Source organism: Flavobacterium sp. N1736 (assembly GCF_025947065.1).
Lineage (GTDB): Bacteria > Bacteroidota > Bacteroidia > Flavobacteriales > Flavobacteriaceae > Flavobacterium.
Genome location: NZ_CP109994.1, coordinates 542,667 through 568,160, shown reverse-complemented (window position 1 = coordinate 568,160; position 25,494 = coordinate 542,667). Strand labels below are relative to the sequence as shown.

General features: G+C 31.5%; 29 protein-coding genes. 15 read left to right on the top strand and 14 right to left on the bottom strand.

Annotated elements, in window-relative coordinates:
- Positions 1-4 precede the first annotated feature (4 nt).
- From OLM54_RS02440 to OLM54_RS02425, 4 genes are all read right to left on the bottom strand, one after another.
- Positions 5-1,501, bottom strand: a complete 1,497-nt coding sequence (locus tag OLM54_RS02440) for a malate:quinone oxidoreductase (RefSeq protein ID WP_264537024.1) — start codon at positions 1,499-1,501, stop codon at positions 5-7.
- 125 nt (positions 1,502-1,626) lie between these two features.
- Positions 1,627-2,043 (bottom strand): Holliday junction resolvase RuvX, encoded by a 417-nt coding sequence (gene ruvX / locus OLM54_RS02435; protein WP_264537023.1) that lies wholly within the window; start codon positions 2,041-2,043, stop codon positions 1,627-1,629.
- Positions 2,044-2,084: 41 nt separating this feature from the next.
- Positions 2,085-2,366: a type II toxin-antitoxin system RelE/ParE family toxin gene (locus tag OLM54_RS02430; protein WP_264537022.1), complete on the bottom strand. Its 282-nt coding sequence runs from the start codon at positions 2,364-2,366 to the stop codon at positions 2,085-2,087.
- Complete coding sequence (locus tag OLM54_RS02425; protein ID WP_264537021.1) at positions 2,356-2,589, bottom strand: hypothetical protein; 234 nt, start codon at positions 2,587-2,589, stop codon at positions 2,356-2,358. Before OLM54_RS02425 ends, OLM54_RS02430 begins: the two co-directional genes overlap by 11 nt.
- Positions 2,590-2,916: 327 nt before the next feature.
- On the opposite strand from OLM54_RS02425, the gene OLM54_RS02420 reads away from it, so the two are divergent.
- Positions 2,917-3,732, top strand: a complete 816-nt coding sequence (locus OLM54_RS02420; protein ID WP_035683702.1) for a 2,3,4,5-tetrahydropyridine-2,6-dicarboxylate N-succinyltransferase — start codon at positions 2,917-2,919, stop codon at positions 3,730-3,732.
- A gap of 92 nt (positions 3,733-3,824) precedes the next feature.
- Here the strand turns inward: OLM54_RS02420 and OLM54_RS02415 are convergent, their stop codons facing one another.
- A complete protein-coding gene (locus OLM54_RS02415; RefSeq protein WP_264538603.1) occupies positions 3,825-4,571 on the bottom strand; it encodes a glycosyltransferase family 2 protein in 747 nt (248 codons plus the stop codon).
- A gap of 129 nt (positions 4,572-4,700) precedes the next feature.
- Between OLM54_RS02415 and OLM54_RS02410 the strand changes: the two genes are divergently transcribed.
- Both OLM54_RS02410 and OLM54_RS02405 read left to right on the top strand, forming a co-directional pair.
- Complete coding sequence (locus tag OLM54_RS02410) at positions 4,701-5,768, top strand: glycosyltransferase family 9 protein (RefSeq protein WP_264537020.1); 1,068 nt, start codon at positions 4,701-4,703, stop codon at positions 5,766-5,768.
- 18 nt (positions 5,769-5,786) lie between these two features.
- Positions 5,787-6,557 carry a glycosyltransferase family 2 protein gene (locus OLM54_RS02405; RefSeq protein ID WP_264537019.1) on the top strand — a complete coding sequence of 257 codons (771 nt, stop codon included), beginning with the start codon at positions 5,787-5,789 and terminating at the stop codon, positions 6,555-6,557.
- Here the strand turns inward: OLM54_RS02405 and OLM54_RS02400 are convergent.
- Positions 6,538-7,302 carry a PhoP regulatory network YrbL family protein gene (locus OLM54_RS02400; protein WP_264537018.1) on the bottom strand — a complete coding sequence of 255 codons (765 nt, stop codon included), beginning with the start codon at positions 7,300-7,302 and terminating at the stop codon, positions 6,538-6,540. The two genes, OLM54_RS02405 and OLM54_RS02400, sit on opposite strands and share 20 nt — an antisense overlap.
- Positions 7,303-7,387: 85 nt before the next feature.
- Here OLM54_RS02400 and OLM54_RS02395 point away from each other — a divergent pair, with 85 nt between their 5' ends.
- The gene (locus tag OLM54_RS02395) at positions 7,388-8,464 is read left to right on the top strand and encodes a glycosyltransferase family 4 protein (protein WP_264537017.1); all 1,077 of its coding nucleotides are present in this window, start codon (positions 7,388-7,390) and stop codon (positions 8,462-8,464) included.
- Here the strand turns inward: OLM54_RS02395 and OLM54_RS02390 are convergent.
- On the bottom strand, positions 8,456-9,334 hold the full coding sequence (locus OLM54_RS02390; protein ID WP_264537016.1) for a hypothetical protein: 879 nt from the start codon (positions 9,332-9,334) through the stop codon (positions 8,456-8,458). The two genes, OLM54_RS02395 and OLM54_RS02390, sit on opposite strands and share 9 nt — an antisense overlap.
- A gap of 172 nt (positions 9,335-9,506) precedes the next feature.
- Here OLM54_RS02390 and OLM54_RS02385 point away from each other — a divergent pair, with 172 nt between their 5' ends.
- On the top strand, positions 9,507-10,460 hold the full coding sequence (locus OLM54_RS02385; protein WP_264537015.1) for a hypothetical protein: 954 nt from the start codon (positions 9,507-9,509) through the stop codon (positions 10,458-10,460).
- 1 nt (position 10,461) lies between these two features.
- Here the strand turns inward: OLM54_RS02385 and OLM54_RS02380 are convergent, their stop codons facing one another.
- Both OLM54_RS02380 and OLM54_RS02375 read right to left on the bottom strand, forming a co-directional pair.
- Positions 10,462-11,676, bottom strand: coding sequence for a glycosyltransferase (locus OLM54_RS02380; protein WP_264537014.1), 1,215 nt, complete (start codon positions 11,674-11,676; stop codon positions 10,462-10,464).
- Between the two features lie 25 nt (positions 11,677-11,701).
- Positions 11,702-12,847, bottom strand: a complete 1,146-nt coding sequence (locus OLM54_RS02375) for a glycosyltransferase (protein ID WP_264537013.1) — start codon at positions 12,845-12,847, stop codon at positions 11,702-11,704.
- A 69-nt stretch (positions 12,848-12,916) separates the two neighbouring features.
- Between OLM54_RS02375 and OLM54_RS02370 the strand changes: the two genes are divergently transcribed.
- The gene (locus OLM54_RS02370; RefSeq protein ID WP_264537012.1) at positions 12,917-13,804 is read left to right on the top strand and encodes a hypothetical protein; all 888 of its coding nucleotides are present in this window, start codon (positions 12,917-12,919) and stop codon (positions 13,802-13,804) included.
- Positions 13,805-13,837: 33 nt separating this feature from the next.
- Positions 13,838-14,398, top strand: coding sequence for an L-threonylcarbamoyladenylate synthase (locus OLM54_RS02365; protein ID WP_264537011.1), 561 nt, complete (start codon positions 13,838-13,840; stop codon positions 14,396-14,398).
- A gap of 57 nt (positions 14,399-14,455) precedes the next feature.
- Here OLM54_RS02365 and OLM54_RS02360 read toward each other — a convergent pair whose 3' ends face one another.
- On the bottom strand, positions 14,456-15,580 hold the full coding sequence (locus tag OLM54_RS02360) for a cysteine desulfurase family protein (RefSeq protein ID WP_264537010.1): 1,125 nt from the start codon (positions 15,578-15,580) through the stop codon (positions 14,456-14,458).
- 83 nt (positions 15,581-15,663) lie between these two features.
- On the opposite strand from OLM54_RS02360, the gene OLM54_RS02355 reads away from it, so the two are divergent.
- Positions 15,664-16,656, top strand: a complete 993-nt coding sequence (locus OLM54_RS02355; protein ID WP_264537009.1) for a hypothetical protein — start codon at positions 15,664-15,666, stop codon at positions 16,654-16,656.
- Positions 16,657-16,807: 151 nt separating this feature from the next.
- On the opposite strand, the gene OLM54_RS02350 is transcribed toward OLM54_RS02355, so the two are convergent.
- Both OLM54_RS02350 and OLM54_RS02345 read right to left on the bottom strand, forming a co-directional pair.
- Complete coding sequence (locus tag OLM54_RS02350) at positions 16,808-17,359, bottom strand: Smr/MutS family protein (RefSeq protein ID WP_264537008.1); 552 nt, start codon at positions 17,357-17,359, stop codon at positions 16,808-16,810.
- Positions 17,349-17,534, bottom strand: a complete 186-nt coding sequence (locus tag OLM54_RS02345; protein ID WP_055098145.1) for a hypothetical protein — start codon at positions 17,532-17,534, stop codon at positions 17,349-17,351. The genes OLM54_RS02350 and OLM54_RS02345 overlap by 11 nt, the downstream gene beginning before the upstream one ends.
- A 105-nt stretch (positions 17,535-17,639) precedes the next feature.
- Here OLM54_RS02345 and OLM54_RS02340 point away from each other — a divergent pair, with 105 nt between their 5' ends.
- Entirely contained in the window at positions 17,640-17,924 is a 285-nt protein-coding gene (locus OLM54_RS02340) for a DUF2752 domain-containing protein (RefSeq protein WP_264537007.1), read from the top strand.
- 14 nt (positions 17,925-17,938) lie between these two features.
- On the opposite strand, the gene OLM54_RS02335 is transcribed toward OLM54_RS02340, so the two are convergent.
- A complete protein-coding gene (locus OLM54_RS02335) occupies positions 17,939-18,640 on the bottom strand; it encodes a DUF1003 domain-containing protein (protein WP_264537006.1) in 702 nt (233 codons plus the stop codon).
- A 192-nt stretch (positions 18,641-18,832) separates the two neighbouring features.
- On the opposite strand from OLM54_RS02335, the gene epsC reads away from it, so the two are divergent.
- From epsC to OLM54_RS02310, 5 genes are all read left to right on the top strand, one after another.
- Positions 18,833-19,624, top strand: coding sequence for a serine O-acetyltransferase EpsC (gene epsC, locus OLM54_RS02330; RefSeq protein ID WP_264538602.1), 792 nt, complete (start codon positions 18,833-18,835; stop codon positions 19,622-19,624).
- Positions 19,624-20,511, top strand: a complete 888-nt coding sequence (gene cysM / locus OLM54_RS02325) for a cysteine synthase CysM (RefSeq protein ID WP_264537005.1) — start codon at positions 19,624-19,626, stop codon at positions 20,509-20,511. Before epsC ends, cysM begins: the two co-directional genes overlap by 1 nt.
- Before the next feature lie 210 nt (positions 20,512-20,721).
- Positions 20,722-21,708: an aldo/keto reductase gene (locus tag OLM54_RS02320; protein ID WP_264537004.1), complete on the top strand. Its 987-nt coding sequence runs from the start codon at positions 20,722-20,724 to the stop codon at positions 21,706-21,708.
- Between the two features lie 119 nt (positions 21,709-21,827).
- Positions 21,828-22,241 (top strand): hypothetical protein, encoded by a 414-nt coding sequence (locus OLM54_RS02315; protein ID WP_264537003.1) that lies wholly within the window; start codon positions 21,828-21,830, stop codon positions 22,239-22,241.
- 183 nt (positions 22,242-22,424) lie between these two features.
- Positions 22,425-22,871, top strand: coding sequence for a hypothetical protein (locus OLM54_RS02310; RefSeq protein WP_264537002.1), 447 nt, complete (start codon positions 22,425-22,427; stop codon positions 22,869-22,871).
- Here OLM54_RS02310 and OLM54_RS02305 read toward each other — a convergent pair.
- Complete coding sequence (locus tag OLM54_RS02305) at positions 22,868-23,698, bottom strand: sensor histidine kinase (RefSeq protein WP_264537001.1); 831 nt, start codon at positions 23,696-23,698, stop codon at positions 22,868-22,870. The genes OLM54_RS02310 and OLM54_RS02305 overlap by 4 nt on opposite strands.
- Before the next feature lie 375 nt (positions 23,699-24,073).
- Between OLM54_RS02305 and rlmD the strand changes: the two genes are divergently transcribed.
- The gene (rlmD, locus tag OLM54_RS02300; protein WP_264537000.1) at positions 24,074-25,486 is read left to right on the top strand and encodes a 23S rRNA (uracil(1939)-C(5))-methyltransferase RlmD; all 1,413 of its coding nucleotides are present in this window, start codon (positions 24,074-24,076) and stop codon (positions 25,484-25,486) included.
- The last annotated feature ends 8 nt before the right edge of the window (positions 25,487-25,494 follow it).

Sequence of the window (25,494 nt, the reverse complement as noted above, 5' to 3'; positions counted from 1 at the left end):
CTAATTAGTTATTCAATTTTAAAACTTCAGATGTATGCTTTCTGATTTCTTGTAAAAGCTCTGGTTTATCATTTAAAGTTTTTCCGTAAGAAGGAATCATATTTTTCATTTTAGACTCCCATTCCGGTGTCTTAATTTGATTGGTAAAACATCTGCTTATTAAGTCAATCATAATCGAAACCGCTGTTGATGCTCCCGGAGAAGCTCCAAGTAAAACTGCCAAAGTTCCATCATGCGTATTAATTACTTCTGTACCAAACTCTAAAACTCCACCTTCTTTTTCATCTTTTTTAATAACCTGAACACGTTGTCCCGCTCTTTCCAGTTTCCAGTCTTTAGAACGTGCTGTTGGTAAATATTCACGCAATGCATTCATTCTGTCTTTTGGCGACTGACGAACCTGTTCGATTAAATATTTGGTTAAAGGTATATTATGAAATCCCGCTGATAACATCGGAATTAAATTGTTTGCTTTTATAGACAATGGTAAATCAAGATACGATCCGTTTTTTAAGAAACGAGTCGAAAATCCTGCAAAAGGCCCAAAAAGAAGTGCTTTTTCACCATCAATTACACGTGTATCAATATGTGGAACAGACATTGGAGGAGCTCCAACGCTGGCTTTTCCGTATACTTTTGCAGCATGTTTGGCAATAACTTCGGGATTTGTACATTTTAGCCATTGCCCGCTTACCGGGAAACCACCATAACCGTTTCCTTCTGGAACATTTGCTTTTTCCAGCAATGGTAATGAACCTCCACCTGCTCCGATAAAAACAAATTTTGTGTATGCTTTTCTTGTATCGCCGGTTGACAAATCAGTAATTTTAATTCTCCATGATTTATCTTCGCGTTGTCTTAACTTTTTAACTTCGTGATTAAAATGCAAAGAAACACCGTCCAGTTTTTCTAAATAATTGAACATGCTTCTGGTTAATGCACCAAAATTAACATCGGTACCAATAGCCATATGTGTTGCAGCCAATTTTTCATTCGCTTCTCTGCCTTCCATTACAAGCGGCATCCATTGTTTTAATTGCTCAAAATCGGTACTAAAAGTCATTTGAGAAAAAATAGGATTGCTTTGTAAAGCTTCGAATCTCTTTTTAAGATATTCTACATTTTTATCGCCCCAGACAAAACTCATATGAGGCACACTTTTTATAAAATTATCAGGAGACGGAATTTTATTTTGCTGTACTAAATAAGACCAGAACTGGCGCGAAACCTCAAATGATTCTGCTATACTTATCGCTTTTTTAGGATCAATACTTCCGTCAGCCTTTTCGGGAGTATAATTTAGCTCACAAAAGGCAGAATGTCCTGTTCCTGCATTATTCCATGCATCAGAGCTTTCGGCTGCAGCAACATCTAATCTTTCGTAAATTTCAATTTTTAAATCCGGTTGCAGCTCTTTTAAGATTAATCCAAGAGTTGCGCTCATAATTCCAGCTCCAATAAGCACTACTTCACTATTGGAACGTATTGTATTGTCAGGCATAACAGTAATTTGTTTTTAAAGTGCAAAGGTACTTTTTATAATTGCAAAAAAAAACTAAAATTACATGATAAAAGTTATGTTTTTACTAAAAATAATAGACTAAGAAAATATGAAAGGGAGTAAAATTAAAAACGTTTTGACGAAAGATAATCCTGAAGCATTATTGTAGCAGAAATTTCATCAATTAATCCTTTATCCTGACGTTTCTTTTTACTTAAACCACTATCAATCATCGTTTGAAAAGCCATTTTTGAAGTAAAACGCTCATCAACTCGAACCACTTTCATATCCGGAAAAATATTGGAGAAATGTGTTACAAAACCTTTAATAACCGAAGCACTTTCTGATGGCTGTCCGTTCATTTGTTTTGGTTCGCCAATTAAAACGGCTTCGACTTTTTCTTTAGCAAAATAATCTTTTAAAAAGTCAATTAAAGTATTTGTTGGAACCGTTGTTAAACCCGAAGCAATAATTTGCATTTCGTCTGTAACAGCAATTCCTGTGCGCTTTTGTCCGTAATCTATGGAGAGAATTCTTGGCATTATTTATTTTTTTGAGAAGATATGGAGGGAATTTTAAAAGTTTAAAAGGAGTCTTTATATTTTATGAAACCAAAAACATGTACTATCTTTTGATTTAAATCAACTTCATAAATGCATGCATAGCCTTTAAAAACATAATCTCTAATATTTTCACTATCAAAATATTTGGATGTTTTAAAATGAAATGGATTTTTTAAATCTTTTTTGATACTTTTAAGTATTTCTTTTCTGAATTTTAATGCTGCTTTTGGTTTATCCTTATAAATATATTGAACTTGCTCTGCTAATGTTTCTAGAAATGTATTAGTTATATTAACTATCATATTCAGAAAATATATTATCTAAAAATGCATCAGCTTCCTCTATGGAATACAACTTTTCTTTACCGCTTTTTAATTTATCATACGCAGCATGTACTTTTCTCTTATCCTCTTCAAAACTGGAATCTTCCTCAATTATTCTCAATTCATCTGAAGAAAATGTACTTAATAGCTTTAATACTTTTTCTTTAATCTCCGGCTGAAATTCTAATCTGATCGCTTCCATAGTAGTTTCATTTACAAATACAAATATAAACTTTTTCAGCCGTTAATTTATAGATTTAAAAAACCTAAATCAGTTTTCAGATTAACTTAATTTCTTCTTTAGGAATCATGCTGCGAAATTAATGGGAAGTAAAATCACAAGACCTAACTTTTGTCATATTATGATATTAAAAAAGCTTTTAAGGGTTGTTTTTAATTCGGTTTGCGATTACGTGATTATTAATTATTTATCAAATTCAAAACAAAAAGTTACATCTGTAACATTTTCAAATGGTTTTACTTTTTCGTTTTTAGCCAAATACGTTATCTTTGCAAAAAATTAAAACTTATGAATTCTTTACAGACTATAATTGAACAAGCTTGGGAAAACAGAGCTCTATTACAAGAAACAGCAACAACTGATGCTATTAGAGAAGTTATCGAATTGGTTGATGCAGGAAAACTACGTTGTGCAGAACCGGTTGGTGACAAGTGGCAGGTAAACGAATGGGTGAAAAAAGCTGTTGTTATGTATTTCCCAATTCAAAAAATGGAAACATGGGAATCTGGTATTTTCGAATATCACGATAAAATGTTGCTAAAAAGAGGTTATGCTGAAAAAGGAATTCGTGTTGTACCAAATGCCGTTGCACGTTACGGAGCTTATATTTCAAGCGGTGTAATTTTGATGCCAAGTTATGTAAACATTGGCGCTTATGTAGACGAAGGTACAATGGTTGATACCTGGGCAACTGTTGGTAGTTGTGCTCAAATTGGTAAAAATGTGCATTTAAGCGGTGGTGTTGGTATTGGCGGAGTTTTAGAACCTCTTCAAGCTGCTCCTGTAATTATTGAAGACGGTGCTTTTATTGGTTCTCGCTGTATTGTTGTAGAAGGTGTTCACGTTGGTAAAGAAGCAGTTCTTGGTGCTAATGTTTGTTTAACTGCTTCAACAAAAATTATCGATGTTACTGGTGATGAGCCTGTTGAAATGAAAGGTTTTGTTCCTGCACGTTCAGTTGTAATTCCAGGAAGTTATACTAAAAAATTCGCTGCCGGAGAATTTCAGGTTCCATGTGCGTTGATTATTGGTACTCGTAAACCATCTACAGATTTAAAAACTTCTTTAAATAATGCACTTCGTGAATACGACGTTGCAGTATAAATTTTAAAAAGAAATTTCAAATAAAAAATTCCAAATTCCAATCGTAACAGATTTAGAATTTGGAATTTTTATTTATTTGAAATTTTTATAGTTTATTGTTTTTTCTGAAGTTTTAAAAGCTTGGCATATTTCATATAAGAGAAAAAACTCTGAATCATGGCAATCGATAATCCGTCGATTCCATTGAAGATTCCCTTCTTAAAAAAATAACAGCGAATAAAAGCTACCGTACCATTAAGAACAGGTTTAAAAGCATTGATTCTTTTTCCCTGATCGTATAATTGTTGCGCATGCCAGCCAGAATATTGGTTCTTTTTTGCAATTATCTGATCTAAAGAATCCCAACCGTAATGCAATATATGTACGGCTACTTTTTTCTCGTTTTGAGTAATTATTTTTTGATGTACAATCGAGTCAGAAGGATGAGCCGTTTGTTTATTAAAAAAACGAACTTTATGATCCGGATACCACCCTGAAAAGTCAATTAATTTATTGCCCAGAAAGTTTTTTACCCTAAAACTAAAAGCATCGTAATTGCCTTCTAAATATTTTTTGTTCAAAATATATTCTTCGGCATCTTTATCCAGAAATTCGTCAGCATCCAGATTTAAAATCCAGTCATTTTTACAATATGGCAATCCGTGCGTACGCTGTGGTCCGTCTCCTAAAAAAGCTTGCTGAATAACAATTGCTCCTTTTTCTTTGGCAATTTCAATAGTTCGGTCTTTGCTGAATGAATCTACAATAATGACTTCATTACATACTTTTAGTAATGCATCAATACATTTTCCTATGTTTTTTTCTTCATTGAAAGTAATAACCAAACCACTAATTTCCATTGTAAATTTTAATTTATTAGCCACAAAAATATAACTTTTTTAATTTAGTTTAACCTTAATATCATCATACGGTTGCGCACTTCATAAAATAGTTTGTAATTTAGCCTTGAAAATTGAACTTTAAAATAAATGAGAATATTAGTCATTCAGCAAAAAAGAATTGGAGACGTTTTAACAAGTACCATAATTTGCAACAACTTAAAAACGAAGTTTCCGGATTCAGTAATAGATTATATGTGCTATCCTAATTCTGTTGATGTACTGAAAGAAAATCCCAATATTGACAATATTATTCCATTAACCAATAAAGTAAGAAAATCAATTCCTTCTTTATTTAAATTTATTTTTCAAATTCGCCGAAAAAAATACGATGCCGTAATTGATGTTTACAGCAAATTAGAAACCAACCTGATTACTTTATTTTCAGGTGCAAAATATAAGGTTTCGTATTATAAATCATATACAAAAATAATCTACAACTATACTTATGAGCGTTTTGATGCTGTAGAATCTGAACACGGATTAGCAATTGAAAACAGATTATTACTGCTTAAACCTTTTATTCCTGAAAAAATTACAGATGTAAAACCAAAGATATTTTTGAAAGAATCTGAAATCAATGAAGCAAAAAATCTTTTAAAAAGCTATAATATCAATACGGCAGAAAAGCCGTTGATTATGTTTGGAATTTTAGGAAGCGAGGTTTATAAAACCTATCCATTAGAAGGAATGGCAAAAATTATAGATTTTACTGTTGCTAAAACCAATGCAACAATTATTTTTAATTACGTTCCTGACCAAAAAGATCTTGCCTTAGAAGTATATAATTATTGTACAGAAGAAACAAAAAAACACATTGTTTTTGATCTTTATTGTACAGAATTACGATCGTTTTTAGCGCTTTTATCACAATGCGAAATGCTTATTGGTAATGAAGGCGGAGCAGTAAATATGGCAAAAGCACTTGAGGTTCCAACTTTCTCGATATTTACACCTTCTGTAAGAAAAGAAACATGGCAATTATTTGAGAATGAAGCCAAAAACGCTTCAATTCATTTAAAAGATTTAAAACCTGAAATATACGAACAGCATACAGAGCAATATATAAAAGACCATACTTTTGAATATTATAATGAATATCCTTTACCTCTAATGCTTGAAAAATTAGATACTTATTTTCAAGAATACAAAAACTGAAAAAAGTAAAACGATCTGATGAATACTAATGAAAAGCAAAAGTTATCTGTTTTGATAATTACATTTAACGAAGAACTTCATATAAAATCATTGCTTCAGGATATCGATTTTGCCGATGAAATAATTGTAGTAGACTCATTTAGTACAGATCAGACGATTCAAATAATTGAATCTTTTAAAAATGTTCAATTGATTCAGAATCATTTTATTAATTACACTTTACAGCGAAATTTTGCCTTAGATCAGGCTAAAAACGATTGGGTATTATTTATTGATGCCGACGAACGCTTAACACCGGATTTAAAAGCCGAAATACTTTATGTAATAAATAATAATAAGGCAAGTGCTTATTTAATTTACAGAACTTTTATGTTCAAAAAATTAAAACTGCATTTTAGCGGCTGGCAAACTGATAAAATTTTCAGACTTTTTAAAAGAACAAACTGTAGATATACGGAAGACCGAATGGTTCATGAAAAATTAATTGTAAATGGACCTGTCGCTACATTAAAAAGCAAACTAATTCACTTTTCATATACCAATTATAAAGATTATAAGACCAAAATGTATAATTATGGTGTTTTAAAAGCAAATGAAAAATTAAAAAAAGGACAGAAATCATCACTTTTCATGACAATCTTCCATCCTCTTTATACTTTTTTATATCAGTTTTTAATTCGTTTAGGCTTTTTAGATGGCGCAAAAGGCATTATAATATGTTACCTAAACGCTTATAGTATTTTTATACGATATAAAGAACTGCACCGACTTACTTCTTCCAGAATTTAAGTTTCTTTTTTAAACGTTTTTTTCTGTAGAATTTCTCCTGAAAATCAGCCGTATATTTCCATAAAGTATCAAATATTTTTTGCTCAGGTTCGTGGTATAATTTTGCATATTCATTACTCATCACGGCAACCATTTCTTTAAGAGGAGTTAAACGGCACAGGTTTTTCATTCTCATTTCAAACGTCATTTGATCATGAAATTCCATTCTGTTTAAATCAACGAGAAAAAAATCGTATTTTCCTTCTGAGATCTTTTTTATTAGCGTATTTCCAGGCGAATGATCTAAAAACTCAATTCCTTTTTCGTGCAATTCAAAACTAAATCGTGTAAACTGTCGCAATATATTTTCACGATCCGGATAATCAGGAACTTCTACAAGTTCACGATACGTAAGTTCAGTAACCAAATGTTCACTTACATAATAACTATCGCGTAAACCCAGCCAATTAAAATTTTCAAGAAAAGCAAGCGGCTGAGGCGTTCCAATACCTTTTTCTAACAAAATTGTTGCATATTCAAAAGAACGTCTGGCTTTTGATTTTCTAAAATATTTATAGGCAATTTTGTTAATCAGATTAGGAATTTTAAATGATTTGATATTAATCGTTTTATCATTTAAATCAAATAACTTTATAATATTGCGTTGTCCGTTGCCAAAAAGAATTCCTTTATTACTAAATGAATTAATGGTATCAAGTATTGATGTGGTCTCTTTAGTAAAAATTGGATTTACTTTAAAATTCATTAGGATATTTTTATGATCAACAAAAATACATATACAATTTAACACTTCAAATTAATATTGTATTTTCGTGAAAAAAATTGGATCAATGTCAAATCAAAAAAGTGTTTTTCTAGAAACTCACAATATCAATAACAGAGCTGGCGGTTTAGGAACTTTTAATTACGAATTAATTAAAGGTCTGTCCGAATTGAATTTTGATGAGATGAAACTAACATTAAATGCAACAGACATACAAGCACTTGAGAATGAATTTGGCAAAAAATTCAACTATCATAAATATACCAGCTTATCCAGATTAAAATTTTTTAGAACACGTAAAAAATACGATTTATGGCATTCTGTAAATCAAAATACAAAAGTTGAACCTCATAAATGTCAAAAATATCTGCTCACCATACATGACGTAAATTTTACAGAAGAAGTTTCTGCAGACACAAATCATAAGCGAAATAAACTTTTTTTAGAAAAATTAAATCAGGCTACAGCAATTACTTATATTTCAGAATTTTCAAAAAAACAGACACATCAATATTTCAACGTACCAAATGTTCCTGAATATGTAATTCATAACGGAAATCCTATTACAAAATTGGTCGACACTTCTTCTTATATTCCGAATGTGCCGGTTGACAAACCATTTTTCTATACGATAGGTGATTTTATCGAAAGAAAAAATTATGGTTCGATTATCAATATGATGAAATTGATTAAAGACTATAATTTAATTATTTCCGGTAATAATGACAAGAAATACGGTGAAGAAATAAAAAAGCTAATTGTCAATAACGGACTCTCCAATCAGGTTTTTTTAACCGGAAAGGTAACTGATGAAGGCAAACAATTTTTCATGAAAAACTGTACTGCTTTTCTTTTTCCATCTATAAGAGAAGGATTTGGTTTACCACCTATTGAAGCAATGAGTTTTGGCAAACCTGTATTTTTATCTGATAAAACTTCTTTACCGGAAATTGGTGGAAATGAAGCTTATTATTGGACAAATTTTGATCCTGAATACATGAAAAACGGGCTTTTTGACGGATTAAACAGCTTCGAAAACAATAGAAATGAAAACGAATTATTATTAAAAAAGAGAGCCGCAATTTTCGACTGGAAAATTGCGGCTGCTGAATATCTTAAAATCTATAAGAATATATTATTCTAGTTTCTTTTTTAATAAAAACTTAAACCAGTGTCCAAAGTTTTTTACAGAAAGTACAGGATTCGATACATTCAATTTACTTTCTTTCTGAATAATATCTTTTATTTCAAAAATGTTTTTGGTTGGGAAAAACGCTAGTTTTTTCCAGCGTTTAGGCTGTAAATAATAAAAATCTTTATACTCTTTATAATTATTTTCGTTAACAGCCAGCCATTTACTCAAAAAGTCTTTATTTACATCCGTATTATGTCCCCAGTTTTCAAACTTAAAACGCAATTCTTCTTCAGTTCTTGACAAAGATTCGTGCAAAACAATATTATCGGTATAAATCTGGCGACCTCTAATTCTTCTTCCGTTTTTATAATTTGGATAGTTTGTAGCAAAAATTGCCTTTAAAGGTTTGTCTACATATAAAATTCCATTTTCGGTATATTTATATAGCATAACCCAAAAAGCACAAATTTGTATTGGTCTTTTTTCAGGATTAATAAGATAAGAATCGTATTTCCTTAAATTAGATACAAATTTTTTAAAATCAACAAAATATTCATCGCTGTCAATTTGTATAAGCCAATTTCCGATTCCCATTTTTAGAGCAAGCATTTTTCTTTCTCTAATTTCACATTCCATTGTTGTTAAATTTGGAACATAAAAAACATCTTCATAAATAGTTATTTTCTTGTCAACATCAAACTCTTTAATCCATTCAAAAAAAGAATTATCTATGAAAATAGATTCACCTTTCCATGTTTGTCTGTTTTTATCTATTGCTAAAAAAATTGCATCGGCCTCACTATAAATTGTCGGTATGGAATTCTTTAATAATTCATAATCATATGAAACTAAATAGCCTATTTGTATTTTTCCTCTCATTAAGATTGATTATAAAACTTGTTGCAAGTTAGTAATTAATATCTATTTTTGTTAAATGTTAAAAAGAATTATATTATTCAAAATTCTATTCTTTTCTTTTTCCATTCTACATAAATCACACTAATGAAAACTAACTTTTTCATTAAAATATTATAGTAAAACTTCAATAATTATGAAAATTTGCATCATCAGCTTTGATTTTTTCAATTTTGATCAAAATATTGTTTTAGAATTAAAAAGAAGAAATATTCAGGTTGACCATATTGATATTTCACAATTCAGGTATAAATATTCCTCTGTTTTTGACCGAATCACCAATTTTTTCAACAAATTAATTTTCAAAAAAAGCATCAAAAAAATAGAAATGGAAAAGGATGTCCTTAACCATTTAAAACAAAAACAATACGATACAATTTTGGTAATACGTCCGGATTGTTTCACAAAGCAGACTCATTTAGAAATCAAAAAACATACCAATAAATACATTTCTTACCTCTATGACAGCTGCACCCGCTTTCCTATAGATTATTTACTTGATGGCGATGGTGTATTTGACGAAATCTATTCATTTGATTTAGATGATTGTCAAAAGTTTGGCTTTAATTTTATTACCAATTATATTTATTTTGATAAAAAAGAAATAAAAGAACAAAACCAAAATGTTTTTATAATTATTTCTGTCGATGAGCGTCTTTCATTTTTAAACAATCTTGCCAATCATTTATCGGGAAAAAATATTCCGTTTAAGTTTATGCTTATTGGTAAAAGAAAACCTAAAAACATTAATGAAAATATTATCTATTCTAAAAAACATATTTTCTTTGAAGATTTGCAAACTGATTTAGAAAATTCTAAAATCTTTTTAGACCTTATAAGACACGGTCACAACGGTTTAAGCTTTAGAATATTTGAAGCTTTAGCCATGCAAAAAAAGATCATTACAACTAACGCTTCTATAAAAGGCTACGACTTTTACAACCCAAATAATATTTTAGTTCTAAATGAAGATGAAGAAATAAATATAAACCCTGATTTTTTCACAACGCCTTACGAACCATTAAGCGACGAAATGTATCACAAATACACGATTCAAAACTGGGTAAAAACAGTATTTAAACTGGAATAAATTATTTAATCAGGCTTATTATTTTCTGTTCGATAGCATAATTCGAAAAAGGTTCGATTACTTTCTTTGAGTCAGAACTTATTTTTTGCCAAAGTGCTGCATTTTGGTATAATGAGATTATATTATCAACAATTTCCCGGCTCGTGTTACCAACCATCATGTTTCTGTTTTCCTGAAAATTAAAGCCTTCAGCTCCAACATTTGTAGTAACCAGCGGAAGTCCAAATTCTAAACTTTGTCCAATTTTCCCTTTAATCCCGGCGCCATAACGAAGCGGTGCTACAAAAATTCGGGAGTTTAAAAAATAAGGAGAAACATCTTCGGCATAACCTACAACCCTGAATTTTTCTGAATTCAGTTTTTCTATTGCTTCCGGAGGATTACTTCCTATAATAGAAATCGAAATTTCCGGATTTGATTTCCATAATAAAGGCATGATTTCTTCTGCCAGATAATTTACAGCGTCTACATTTGGTTTATGATCAAAACCGCCAATAAACAATAAATCTTTACGGTTTTCAAAAGAAACCGGGTTTTCATTTTCGATAAATTGATGAATATTTCCAATGCTGATTATTTTAGAATCTTCATTGTAGAATTCTTTTATACTTTCTTTTTCAACATCAGAAATTACAATAATTTTATCAGCTTTTTTACAATTGTCCAATTCTAATTGCAGGTATTTATCGGCTTTTTTCAAGATATCAGTATTTCCGGTCAGCTCTGATTCTCTTTTAAATCTTAGATAATGAAAATCAACCATATCAAAAAACACCTTTGTAGTAGGTTTAAATTTTCTGATAAGTGGATAATATTTTGCAAAAATTTCAGGTCTGTGCAGCCATACAAAATCTGCAAAAGGAAGAACCTGCTTTATAAAATCATTTTTCGCAATTAAATTTCCGGATTTATCTATGCCCGGCTCATAAACCACTGCACCTAAATCTTTAAAATACTGTACATAATCGGTTGTAAAACGGTATTCTTTAAAATCTGCCATTAAAAAAACGCCTACATTATTTTTAATAAGCAATTTTACAATTTCTGTCAATCGTCTGGAACCCGAATCTTTATTATATTCCGGAACTTTAGTATCTATTATAATAACGTTTTTCGCATATTTTAAATTACCGATAAAATCAACTTCCTTATTTTGTTTTTTCAGTTTTTTAGCCAATGATTTTAGCCTAAAATACAGTTTAATTGATTTGAACATTTGAAATGGATTATGTTTTATTATTTTAATTTACTTTAAAAATAGAATCAAGTATTTTGTATGTTTTTTTACTATCGAAATTGTCTTCAAAAAACCTTTTGGCTTCTAAATGATTCTGGTTATAAAATTCAGCATCGTTTAAAAGCTTACTAATATAATCTGAAAACAAAAAAGAATCATTTGTAGTCAAACATCCGTTATTCGTTTTATTTACCAAACCATCAACACCTCTTTCATTACAAACAACCGGTATTCCGTGCGACAACGATTCGATTACTTTTATTTTTACGCCTGTACCGGATAACATTGGACAAATTGTGACTTTAGATTTTTTGTAAACCTCGTTTAAATCTTTGACAAGAATCAAATTTTCAACATTCTCAAATTTCGGAATATGATTCCCGATTTTTCCAACTACCGTAATTTTTATATCTGGTGACAGCAAAGGATATACTTCTTTAAAAAACCAATTTGCTGCTTTTATGTTATGAAAATTCTCGCTCGCAACATAGACTACATCAATTGTTTTTTCTGTTTTTGATGAAGTTTCAATATTATTAGGCAAACCATGCGTAATTAAACTTACGGGATTGTTGATAAACTGAGAAAAAAGATAATTTTCTTCATTGGATATTACCCATACATTATCAAATTTTTTCATCAAATTGATTTCTCTTTTAAAATACCTGTCCAAAGCAAACTTTTTATTAGTCTGAAATTGAGAAGTTAAAAAATCATGCGTATCCACAATCCATTTTGTGTTGCTACCTTTGGTTACATTATCTAAAAGTGACGACCAATATACATATGAAATTAGTATAATATCGTATTCCGTATTTTTTACAATCTTGGCAAATTGTTCTTTATACCCAAATTTTGTTCTGTCAAAATCCTTGAACTTACTGTTGATTTTTCTTGGAAAAGAATAATTAAGATAATATTTAATGATATTACTGCTTTTCTTTTCCTTCTTTAAAAGATAACCATTTTTGATTAAACCTTCGTTTTTCAAATCATCAATAGCATCTTCACCAAACTCACTAGATTTCTCTCCGACAAGATCGATATAAATGCTGCGATTTTTAAAATAATGCAGCAGCGATAAAGCTCTCGAATTATTTCCCTGACTAAAAGATAAAGGGTTTTCTGGGTAGAAATATAAAATTTTCATTCGTAGGAAATATTTTAAACTCCAAAAATAGACTATTTTTGACGTTTCAAAAAAAACTTTCAAAATAATATGTTAGATATTGCCATTTTAATAAAAACGTACAAAAATGATTATTCAAAATATATAAAACTAATAAATTCCATTAATACATTCAACGTCGATAACATACCTGTTTATGTTGCAATTGACGATGAAGATTTCGACTATTTTGAAGCTAACAATCAAAATAAAAGTTTAATTCTTTTAAAAGATTCTGACATTTACAATTGCTCTATAAAAGATCCCTGGAGATATCAGCAAGTTATAAAAAGTAAATTTTACAGATTAAATATTTGCAAAAACTATCTTTGTATCGATTCTGACAGCGAATTTATTGCGCCATTTAAAAAAAGTGATTTTCTATTTGACTCAGATACGCCTTATACAATTATACATGAATCGAAGTCTTTTTTAGAAATGACAAATCAAATCGAATTAGACTCAGATACTGTATTTTTTAAAAATGCATTACAAACAACCAGAAAATTAATTGGTAATAAACACACCAAAGTTTGGGATTATGGACCGTCTCCGTATTTATGGTCTTGTTTAGTATGGAAAGATTTTAATGAAAACTTTCTGGCTTCAAAAAATATGACATTTGAAGATTTTATGAATGAAATTGATCTTGAAACTCCTCCATCAGAAACTGTTATTTATGGAGAATATCTTTTAAAAACCAACCTTATTCCGATTTATCCGATAGAAGGTTTTTTCAAAGTATATCATTTTAAAAAGCAATTTTTACTGGAAAAAAAATTCTATAATATTGAAAAACTAAAAAAAGTATATCTTGGTGTTATTTTTCAAAGCAATTGGGACAATAAGAGTGTTATAATTAAATATTTAAAAAGGAAAACAAGAAAAGTAAAACTTATTTTCTCGAAGATTAAAGGTGTTTTAGTACCTTCAAAATAAAAACTATAAAAGTTAATTTCAATAAAAAGAAACATGAACGAAGAAATAATAAACGCTTACGAAGTTATTAAAGAAGGCGGAATCATACTTTATCCTACTGATACTGTTTGGGGAATTGGTTGTGATGCAACTAATCCTGAAGCGGTTGCAAAAATATATAAATTGAAACAACGCGCCGAAACTCAAAGTATGATTGTTTTAATGAATGGCGAGAAAATGATGTATAATGTTTTTAAAAAAATTCCCGAAGTCGCCTGGCAAATTCTGGATTTATCTGAAAAACCAACCACTTTAATTTTAGATGAACCAAGAAATGTAGCGCCAAATATTATTGCAGCAGATAATTCACTTGGAGTTCGTATCGTAAAAGAACCTTTTTGCTTTAAATTATTAGAAAGAATGAAAAAACCTCTGGTTTCGACTTCTGCAAATATTTCAGGACAGCCAACCCCAATTGCTTTTAAAGATATTAATCCGGAAATTATTAAAGGTGTCGATTACGTCGTAAAATTAAATCAGGATAAAGTTGCCGGAAAACCTTCAACAATTATAAAGCTGACAAATGATGCACAGGTAAAAGTAATACGAAAATAATTTTTTTGCTTCAAGTTTCAGGTTTCAAGTTCTGTTCAAAACCTGAAACCTGAAACTTTAAACAACTTTAAGACTCTCAATCAACCAATCGATATCTTCTTTTTTATTATAATGACTAAATGAAATTCGGAGATTTGGTAATTTTAAATCCGTCTCCGAAAGCATTTCTTTTAAAACATGCGAAGGTTTTATACTTCCGGACTGGCAGGCACTTCCTCTTGAAACTGCAATTCCTTTCATATCCAGACTAAACAGCAGCATCGAAGTTTTATCTTCAGAAAAAGGTAAAATAATATTGATGATATTATAAAAATCCTCTTTTTTTCCGTTGATTCTAAAACCCGGAAAATGAACTTCTAATTGTTCTATAAGATATGATTTTAAGTCCGAAATATATTTTCTTTCCACTTCTAAATTTTCATACGAAAGAGACAACGCTTTTGCCATTCCGGCAATTTGATGCACCGCTTCAGTTCCGGCGCGTAACCCTTTTTCCTGTTCTCCGCCAAAAATTAATGGCTGCAAACCCGTATTTTTTCGGATAAAGGCAAAACCTATTCCTTTTGGACCATGAAATTTATGTGCGCTTGCCACAATAAAATCAAGCGGCGTTTTTTGTAAATCAATTTCGGTTTTACCAACAGACTGAACTGTATCTGAATGAAATAAGACATTATATTGTTTGCAAATAACACTAACCCGGTCAAGATCTAAAATAGTTCCGGTTTCGTTATTTACATGCATTAAACTAACGATCGTTTTTTTATCCTCAGATAATAAACTTGATAAATGTGTTAAATCAATACTTCCGTCATGGTTAATATTTACATAATCAACCTGAATATTATAATCAGACTGCAAAGCCAAAGTTGCATATAAAACAGCGTGATGTTCAATTTTAGACGTTATAATACGAGTCACTTTCAAATCTTCAACTGCCGAACGAAGAATCCAGTTATCGGCTTCTGTACCTCCGGAAGTAAAAATAATTTCCTGAGCAGAACAATTTAATTGTTTGGCAATGCTTTTTCTGGAAAGTTCTAAAATAGTTTTTCCATTTCGTCCAAAACTATGCGTAGAAGACGGATTACCAAAATCTTCAGTCATAACTTTTGTCATTTCCTGAATAACTTCAGGTCGCATGGCTGTAGTTGAGGCGTTATCGAGGTATACTTTTTTCATTGGTGCAAAGTTAACAAATATCAATTGTGAATTCTTAAATATCATTTGCGAAATTTTTCACTATTTTTGACCCAAATAAAATTATGATGAGAAAATATGCAAGCCTACTATTATTCGCGCTTTTATTAAACGGTTGCGATGATGGTGATATAACTGTTGACAATATTGACTTTAAGGACGGAACAGCCACAAATTGTACCGATGAAAATTTGCTGGTTTATAAACTTAAAAACCAGGAATCATTATTACTGCAAGTTGCAGAAAATACCTTCGAAAATGTACCAACACCAGATAATGATCCAGATACATTTAATATCGACAATACTAATTACAGGCTCGTTTACAGAGGATATGACGGAACAATAACAGGAACTTATATTTGCAGTTTAATTCCGCCGGTTTCACCTAAAGTTATCGATGAATGGTTCGCTAAATCCGGAGTAATAGAAATTGAAACCAGAGCAGTTGCTACACCTAATACTACTGATAATAGTACCAGAATTACATCATACAATCATAACATTATTTTTAGAAATGTTACCTATTCAGTTTCCGGTGTTGATGTAACTGTACCCGAAATAAATTTTGGTGATTTTGCAACAAAAATAGCAAGCGAAGACCAACTAAACTTAAATTTTACAAATCCAGCCGGACAATGTAATGGTTTAACAGGTCAGGTTTATAATTATAATGCAGGTGCAACAATAACAATTGACAATATAGATCCTTCCTTAATAGTAAATTCTGTTACACCGCTTAATGCGCCAAGAACAGGATTAGTAGGTACTACTACAAACAAACTTTCGTATCGCGTTTATACTGGCGGCGTTATTACAAGTAGTTTTTTCTGTAACACAACTACTCCAACAACTCCGGCATTAAAAGAAACATGGACGGGGGTTAATGGAGTTGCAAATGAAAGCGGTATCATTGAAGTGACAACCACTACCCTGACAGCAACGACATTTAAACACACCATCGTACTTAAAAAAGTAACTCTTGAAAAAGGAGTAAATAACAATTTCAAATTAGGAGACAGTTTCATATTAGGAGAATTAATCACGCAACAACCATAATAATTTTCAGCTCTTAAAACAGCTTTAAAAATTATAATTTATTCCTACAAAAAAACATCCGTTTTACAGCTATTTTCGTATTGAAACTTAACTGTAAAACGGATGTTTTTTTATGCCTTATTTTGAGCTTTTTTAATCCAGCAAATACATCTTATTTATTGTTTTGTCGAAAATAAACTTCAGTTGCACCAAGACCATATTTTTGATAATTGGCATCCTGAAAATCAATTCCGTCATAACGGCCCAATAAAAAATCAAGTTCTGCTTTTAAAATTCCTTCGCCAACTCCGTGAATAAAAACAATTTTCGGGATGCGATTTCGAATAGCAAATTCAATATGTCTTTTTGCTGTTTCTGTTTGCAGAGTCAGAATGTCATAATTTGACATTCCACGTTTATTTGGAACCAGTTTTTCAATATGCAAATCAAATTCCGGAGCCGCAATTTCGCGCTTATCCTTCTTTTCTTTTACAAAACTTCTTGGTTTTGGCTCTGTTTTTTCTTTCGAAATTTCTTCTAAATTAATTCTTTTAATAGAATTCATTAAATTACTGGATTCCTGAATTTTAAGCAGCTCATTGACAAAAAATGTCATCATGAATCCGTCTTCGGTTTCGATCAAAACTTCCTTATCTTTAACCGAAACAACCGTTCCGTTTATGGCTTCGTCTAAAACAGAAACCTTATCTCCTTTAGTCAACATCCTGCTCCTCTTTTTCTTGATTTTTACTTGGCGTTTTTGCACTTAGCTGCATCATTCCATACATGAAAACTGCAATTGCAATGACCATGATATAGATATTTTTTTCTGCCGAAACCTGCTCATATAAAGCAACCGATATGGCAAGTATCATTATTAAAATTTTAAAAGCTTTCATATTTTAAAGTATAAGAATCCAAAAGTATAAAACTAAAAAATAACAACTTCTATCTCTTAAAATCTTATCGGATATTTTTTTGTAAAATTGTAAAAAATAACTGCTTTGAATTTAGAGAAATTTATGCTGCCATGTTTGTTCAAAACATTGTTCGGAATTGAGTGTCTGGGCTGTGGTTTTCAGCGTGCTTTATTCTTACTTTTTCAGGGTCATTTTTTTGCCGCTTTTAAAATGTATCCCGCCCTTTATTCTACCCTCATATTTATAGCTTTTTTAGCATTTTCTTATTTCGGTAAAACCAAAAAATATAAAAATATGGTCTGGATTTCTGCCATCATAAATGGTATTTTTATGCTTGGCGGATATTACTACAAACACTTCTATTTTTAATTTTTTACACTTAATTACTTTTTAATCTGATTCAGAATATCATTCATCATTTCGATTTGTACTTTCTGAATTTCGATTAATTCCTGTTGCTGGTGCATAATTAAATGATCAATTTTATCGTGAATCATTCGTATTTCCAATTCAGATTTCAGGTTAATCATATAATCTTTTTTGGCACGATTCCGGTCTTTTTCTTCCTGACGATTCTGACTCATCATAATTACCGGAGCCTGTAATGCGGCAATACACGAAAGAATCAAATTCAGCAAAATAAACGGATACGGATCAAATCCTTTATTGACTAAAATGTAAACATTAGACCCAATCCAAATGACAATAAAAAGTAAAAACGAAATTATAAAAGTCCAGCTTCCGCCAAAATTAGCCACGTGATCTGCTATTTTTTGTCCAAAACTTCTCGTTTCTTCTTCATCTTCAACAATACTTACAATAGATTTATCTTCTTTTAAAGCCTCAATAACATTTTTTTCAAGATCAGAAAGTGCTCCTATTTCTGTAGATAAATAATTCGAAACATATTTCTGGCGGTACGCATTTAACTCTTTAACAGCAATAAAATCAGCATCACAAAAAGAAGGATGATCCTTAACAATAAGCCCTAAAATGGGATCATGAATAGATTTACCTGAAATTTTTTCCTTTGAAGGAAAAGACAGGTTAGAAATAGCACTTTTAAAAGTCGAATCGTTTTTCATTTTTAATATATTTTACTGGCTAATTTACACATTTAACTTCTTAACAATCATATAAATTATTGTGCTTTAAAATTCTTTTATTTATCACAAATAGAATTCTTAAAACGAAATTTCTTTAGTTAATTCATGCCTTTATTTACAAAAAACACCTTACTTTTAGCGTTTCAAATTATTCATTCTATTTCTATAATTGTGTCAAAAAATACCATCATACAAGATATAAAAGCTTTAAAAAGCCATTCTAATATAAATTACGGAATCAAAACTAAAACTGAAGATTTTACCGAAAAGCTTTTTTATACCCTTTTTGATTCAAATGCTCCGCTTGATGAAAGCATCGATGAACTGGAAATATGCTTTAAAGAGATTGCTGTTTTAGCCTGCAAAAAACCGGACAATTTATGCGGATCTATGTGGGACCGCTTTCTGGAAAAACTTCCGGGTGTTTTAGAAAAATTAAATCAGGATGCCGAATATATTTTAGAAAATGATCCTGCTTCAAACAGCATCGATGAAGTTTACTTGGGATATCCCGGTTTTTTTGCCATTGCAATTTATCGATTGAGCCACGAATTATATCAGCTTGATTTGCTGTTATTTTCAAGATTAATGAGTGAATATGCCCACCGAATTACCGGAACCGATATTCACGCAGGTGCCCAAATTGCCTCACCGTTTTTTATTGATCACGCTACCGGAATCGTTATTGGAGAAACGACTGTAATCGAAAAACATGTAAAAATTTATCAGGGAGTTACGCTTGGCGCTTTGAGTGTGAGCAAGGAAATGAAAAACGCAAAACGTCATCCTACTGTCGAAAAAAATGTTTGCATTTATGCAAATGCTACCATTTTGGGAGGACAAACTACTATTGGAAAAAACAGTATTATTGGCGGAAATGCCTGGGTTACCAAATCTATTCCCGCAGGCTCTATCGTTATGAATACCACTACAACTGAAGTTAAAATAAAAGAAATAAAATAATGGGTCCACAGAAATTGTTAAACCTAATTGGAAATACGCCATTGATGGAAACGGTCAATTTGGTTAAAAATAAAAACGTAAAACTTTTACTGAAACTGGAAGGAAATAATCCCGGCGGAAGTGTAAAAGACAGAGCGGCTTATAATATGATTGCATCGGCTCTGGAAAGAGGCGATATTAAAAAAGGAGATAAATTAATTGAAGCAACAAGCGGAAATACAGGAATTGCGCTTGCGATGATTGCACAATTGTTTCAAATAGAGATAGAATTGGTTTTACCGGAAGATTCTACAAAAGAGCGTACACAAACAATGCGCGCATATGGCGCTACAGTGATTTTAACACCTGCCAGCGAAGGAATTATTGGTTCACGTGACTATGCCGACAAAAAAGTCGCACAAGGCGGTTATTTGATGTTGAATCAGTTTGCGAATGAGGACAACTGGAAAGCGCATTATAAAACGACAGGTCCTGAAATATGGAATGATACGGAAGGAACTGTAACGCATTTTGTCTCTGCAATGGGAACAACGGGAACTATTATTGGAACTTCGACTTATTTAAAAGAAAAAAATCCGGCAATTCAAATCATTGGCGCGCAGCCAAGCGACGGATCTCAAATTCCCGGAATCCGTAAATGGCCACAAGAATATTTACCGAAAATTTTTGATGCTTCAAAAGTAGATACCGTTGTTGACGTAAGCGAAGACGAAGCCCGAGAAATGACAAAAAGACTAGCGCTCGAAGAAGGCGTCTTTGCCGGAATGAGCAGCGGTGGTTCCGTAGCAGTAGCCCTGAAAATAGCCGAAAAATTAGAATCTGGCGTAATCGTTGCCGTTATCTGTGATCGCGGCGATCGTTATTTGTCTTCAGATTTATTTGATTAAAAATAGGGACAAAGGGTCAAAGGCTCAGAGGGACATAGGTTCATAGTAACAAGGGTACAAAGGCAAAAACTTAGTCCTTATAAACTTAGAATCTTAGCTCCTTCAAAAAAACCTTTGTGCCTTTGCATCTCCGAACCTTTGTAACTTTGAAGAAAAAAACCTTTGCACCTCTGAACCTTTTTTAAACCTTTGAACCTTAAAAAGAAAAAAATGAACTACAGAAAACTAGGAAAAACAAATTTTAATATATCTGAAATCTCACTTGGTACCTGGCAAGTGGGAGGAAAATGGGGATCTGCTTTTGATAATAAAACGGCAGACGAACTTTTGAATACTGCAATAGACAATGGCGTTAACTTTATCGATACTGCCGATGTTTACGAAAATGGTTTAAGCGAAACCGCTGTTGGACGTGTGATTCGTTCACGATCTGAACGTATTTATGTTGCCACAAAATGCGGACGCCAGATAAACCCTCATATAAATGAAGGATACCAGCCAAAAGTTTTGCAGAAATTTGTTGAAGACAGTTTAAAGAGAATGGGATTAGAAACGCTCGATCTTATTCAGCTGCATTGTCCGCCTACCGAAGTGTATTACCGACCTGAGATTTTTGAAATGTTTGACCGATTGAAAGATCAGGGGAAAATTTTGAATCTGGGCGTAAGTGTCGAAAAAGTAGAAGAAGCATTAAAAGCAATTGAATATTCGAATGTTACAACTGTTCAGATTATTTTCAATTTATTTCGTCAGCGTCCTTCGCAATTATTTTTCTCTGAAGCCAGAAAAAAAGATATCGGAATTATTGCCAGAGTTCCTTTAGCAAGCGGACTTTTAACGGGCAAATTTGACGCTAAAACAACTTTTGAACCACAAGATCATCGCAATTTCAATAGAAATGGTGAAGCATTCGACAAGGGAGAAACTTTTTCAGGAATTAATTATACGTTAGGTTTACAAGCAGTCGAAGAATTAAAAGCGTTGTTTCCGGAAACTGAAAATCTGGCTCCGTATGCCTTACAATGGATTTTAAGCTTTCAGGATATTAGCTGTATTATTCCCGGAGCTTCAAAAACAAGTCATGTTTTGTCTAATTTATCAGTTTATGATTTACCAAAATTAACTGCTGATAAAATCGAAGCTATGAACAAAATTTATGACCAATATGTAAAACCTTCTGTACATCATTTATGGTAATTTTTTTTAAGATTATAAGGCTCTAAGTTACTGAGCTGCTGAGTTTTTTCTTTCTTTCTTTACGCAACCATTTTTGGATCAAAGCATCTATTAATAAAACTAACCTAAAATCACTAACCATGAAAAAATTAAGTTTTATTGTATTTGCCTTTTGTTTACTATTAGCTTCGTGCAGCAGCGACAGTAACGGTCCTACGATGGAAGAAGAATCACAAAAACTCGATGCAATGTACAGCGAGATTATCGAGCTTTCTTTAATGAATTCTCAACCTTGTACAAATCCTGATGAATGGGAATTCGTTCTTCTTTCTCCCAGTAATTGCGGCGCTTTTAAAGGATATATTCCCTATTCAAAAAAAATAAATAAAACAGAATTTCTTGCTAAAGTAAAAACCTATATTCATGATCGCGGCGCATATTATTCAAAGTGGCAATTAGTTGCAGATTGTGCTCCTACAACTCCTCCTATAGGTATTGAATGCACTGATGGTAAACCTAAGGTTATTTTTAACGAAGTTTTTCAACCTTTTTAGAACTTTTATAAAATCTATCCTGTTCTTTATTAAAAAGCAATAAGTGAAGTTTAGGAACTAAGATTCCAGGTCTTTTTTACAGATTTTTTGTTGGAATGCTAAAACGCAGTTTTTCCCAATTATAATCTTAGTAACTTAGCCGCTTAGTCCCGAGGCTTCGGGATAGTCACTTTACCTGAAAAAATGCTTACAAAATCAAATTTCAAAGAATGGTTTAATCGCTATAAATATGCTGAATTAGCTAGTACAAGTGCTGCACTTACAACGTCACTTTTTAGTAAAATTTACAGCGGATTAACAACGGCTTATTTGATTACAATTGCAGAATATTTAGCTTTTTACGGCGTTATTCTGTTTTCTTCCTATAAAAAACTAGCAAGGCAGAATCAGGTTCTCGATAAGAAAACAACTTTTTCAGATGTACTTTCGCTGCTAAAAAACTTAGTATTAGAATTTGGATATCCTGCTTTTTTAGACTTTTTAGTAGTTCGTCCGTTTTGCATGTATTGGATGCCAATTTTATGTGGGAATTATTTCTTCGGAATTATTCTTGGAAAAATAACTGCCGATTCTTGTTTTTATTTCTTTACAATTTTAAACTATGAGATTATAAAAAGAAGAAAAAATTAAACTTCAAATGTAATTTTAAATTCGGCACCTCTGTTTTTTCCCTCGCTTACAGCGGTTAATTCACCTTTATTTCTTTCGATAATTTTTTTGCATAAATACAAACCAATTCCCGTTGAAGTTTCTTTTGCCGTACCTAAACGACTCATTTTAGTAAATTTCTTAAACAATTCGTCGATTTGGGTTTTATCAAAACCAATTCCCTTATCAGCAACCGTAATTATAAGCTGATCGTCTTCAATATACATTCTCACTTTAATTTCACTATCAAAATAAGAAAATTTAATCGCATTACTAATCAGGTTCACCAAAACCTGAACCAGCAATCCCTCGTCAATTCTAAGTTGAGCTTCTTCTAACTCCAAACTCATACTTAACTTTATATTTTTATCCAGTAAACGCTGTTCAACCTGTTCATTTATAAAAGGTAAAATATTAGGAAAAACGATCGTTCTTAATTCCTGATTTACCTTTACAACCTGATCTTGTTCGTTTAATAATTTAATAAAATTCTCGATATATCTAAACTGCAAATCAGTCGATTCGCAAATTAAAACTGCCAGATCCTTTATAGATTCTGATGGATTTTCATCGATAATTAATTTTGCCAAACCCTGAGGATTTCCAGCAAAGTTCCTTAAATCGTGCGAAAGCATATAAATTAAATCCTGTTTTTCATTTATAAAACTTTCGGCTTCATAAATAGATTCCTGAATATTACACATTAATAAACCCGCTTCATCAGAATATTCAGTTGGTAAAACAGATAATCTCCTTTCGTTTCTATAATCATTCAAAGATTTTGAAGCAATCGCTATCGGTTTTATCAATTGATTTAAAATCAACGATGTAACTAAAGAAGCCAACAAAGTCATTATTAAAGAAAAAACAAGAATAGAAGTGGGAGAAACATTAGTATTATAATAAAGGACAAAAAATAAAATGCCTATTAAGGGAATGTGAATACCAATAAATGCAACAAACAGGAATTTGGATGCATAACTCTTTTTTAAAAAGCTAATTTGTGAAAGATTGTGGTACAACTTCATAAAAATAACAATACAATAGGTTAAAAATGCAGTATTTGGGATTATTGCGTCGCAAAGTTACCTTTTAAACGTGATTAAACTGAATAAATTGAGAAAATTGATAAAATATTTTGAAAATTAAATTTATAAAAGTTTACAAACCCTTATTTTTGCGCTATGGGAAGAAAAAATACAGACAAAGTTGTCTTTCATCAAATTCCGGTTCTTGATGCCGGAGCAAAAGGAGTATCAGTAGCAAAAGCTCCAGACGGAAAAGTAATATTTATTCCGAATGTTGTACCGGGAGATGTGGTTGACGTGCAGACTTTCAAAAAAAGAAAGGCTTATTATGAAGGCAAAGCCGTAAAATTTCACGAATTATCAGAACATCGCGTTGAGCCAATCTGCGATCATTTTGGAGTTTGTGGAGGATGTAAATGGCAAAATATGAAATACAGCCAACAGTTGTATTACAAACAAAATGAAGTAAAAAATCACTTACAGCGTATTGGAAAAGTGGAACTTCCTGAATTTGAAACTATCTTAGGTTCAGAAAAACAATTTTTCTATAGAAATAAAATGGAATTTTCGTTTTCTAACGCTCGTTGGTTAACCGAAAAAGAAATTGGAAGTACCGAAGATTTAGGAAACAGAAATGCATTAGGATTTCATATTCCGAAAATGTGGGATAAAATTCTTGATATTCAAAAATGTTACTTACAGGAAGATCCTTCGAATGCAATTAGAAACGAAATCAGAGATTTTGCAAACGAACACAATCTGGCATTCTTTAATCCGAGAGAACAATCCGGTTTATTGAGAACTTTTATGATTCGTACGGCTTCTACCGGCGAAATCATGGTTTTGATTCAGTTTTTCGAAAATGACAAAAAAAATCGTGAACTTATATTAGATCATTTATACGAGAAATTTCCACAAATTACTTCCTTGCAATATGTTGTAAATTCGAAGCAAAACGATACTATTTACGATCAGGATATCAAACTATATAAAGGTAGAGATTATATTCTGGAAGAAATGGAAGGTTTAAAATTTAGTATTAATGCTAAATCATTCTACCAGACCAATTCTGATCAGGCGTATGAATTGTACAAAATAACACGTGATTTTGCCGGACTTTCAGGCAACGAAACTGTTTATGATTTATATACAGGAACCGGAACTATTGCACAATTCGTTTCGAAAAAAGCAAAAAAAGTAATTGGTGTAGAAAGTGTTCCCGAAGCAATTTTAGATGCCAAAGCAAATGCAGAACGCAATAATATTACAAATTGCGAGTTTTTTGTTGGTGACATGAAAGTCGTTTTTAATGAAAGTTTTATTGCCCAACACGGTAAACCGGATGTTATTATTACAGATCCGCCAAGAGACGGAATGCACAAAGACGTTATCGATCAGATTTTAAAAATTGCTCCTGAAAAAGTAGTTTACGTAAGCTGCAACTCGGCTACACAAGCGCGCGACTTAGCTATAATGGACGAAAAATACAAAGTAACCCGTGTTCGCCCGGTTGATATGTTTCCGCAAACGCACCATGTTGAAAATGTTGTACTTTTAGAACTTCGATAACAAAAAAT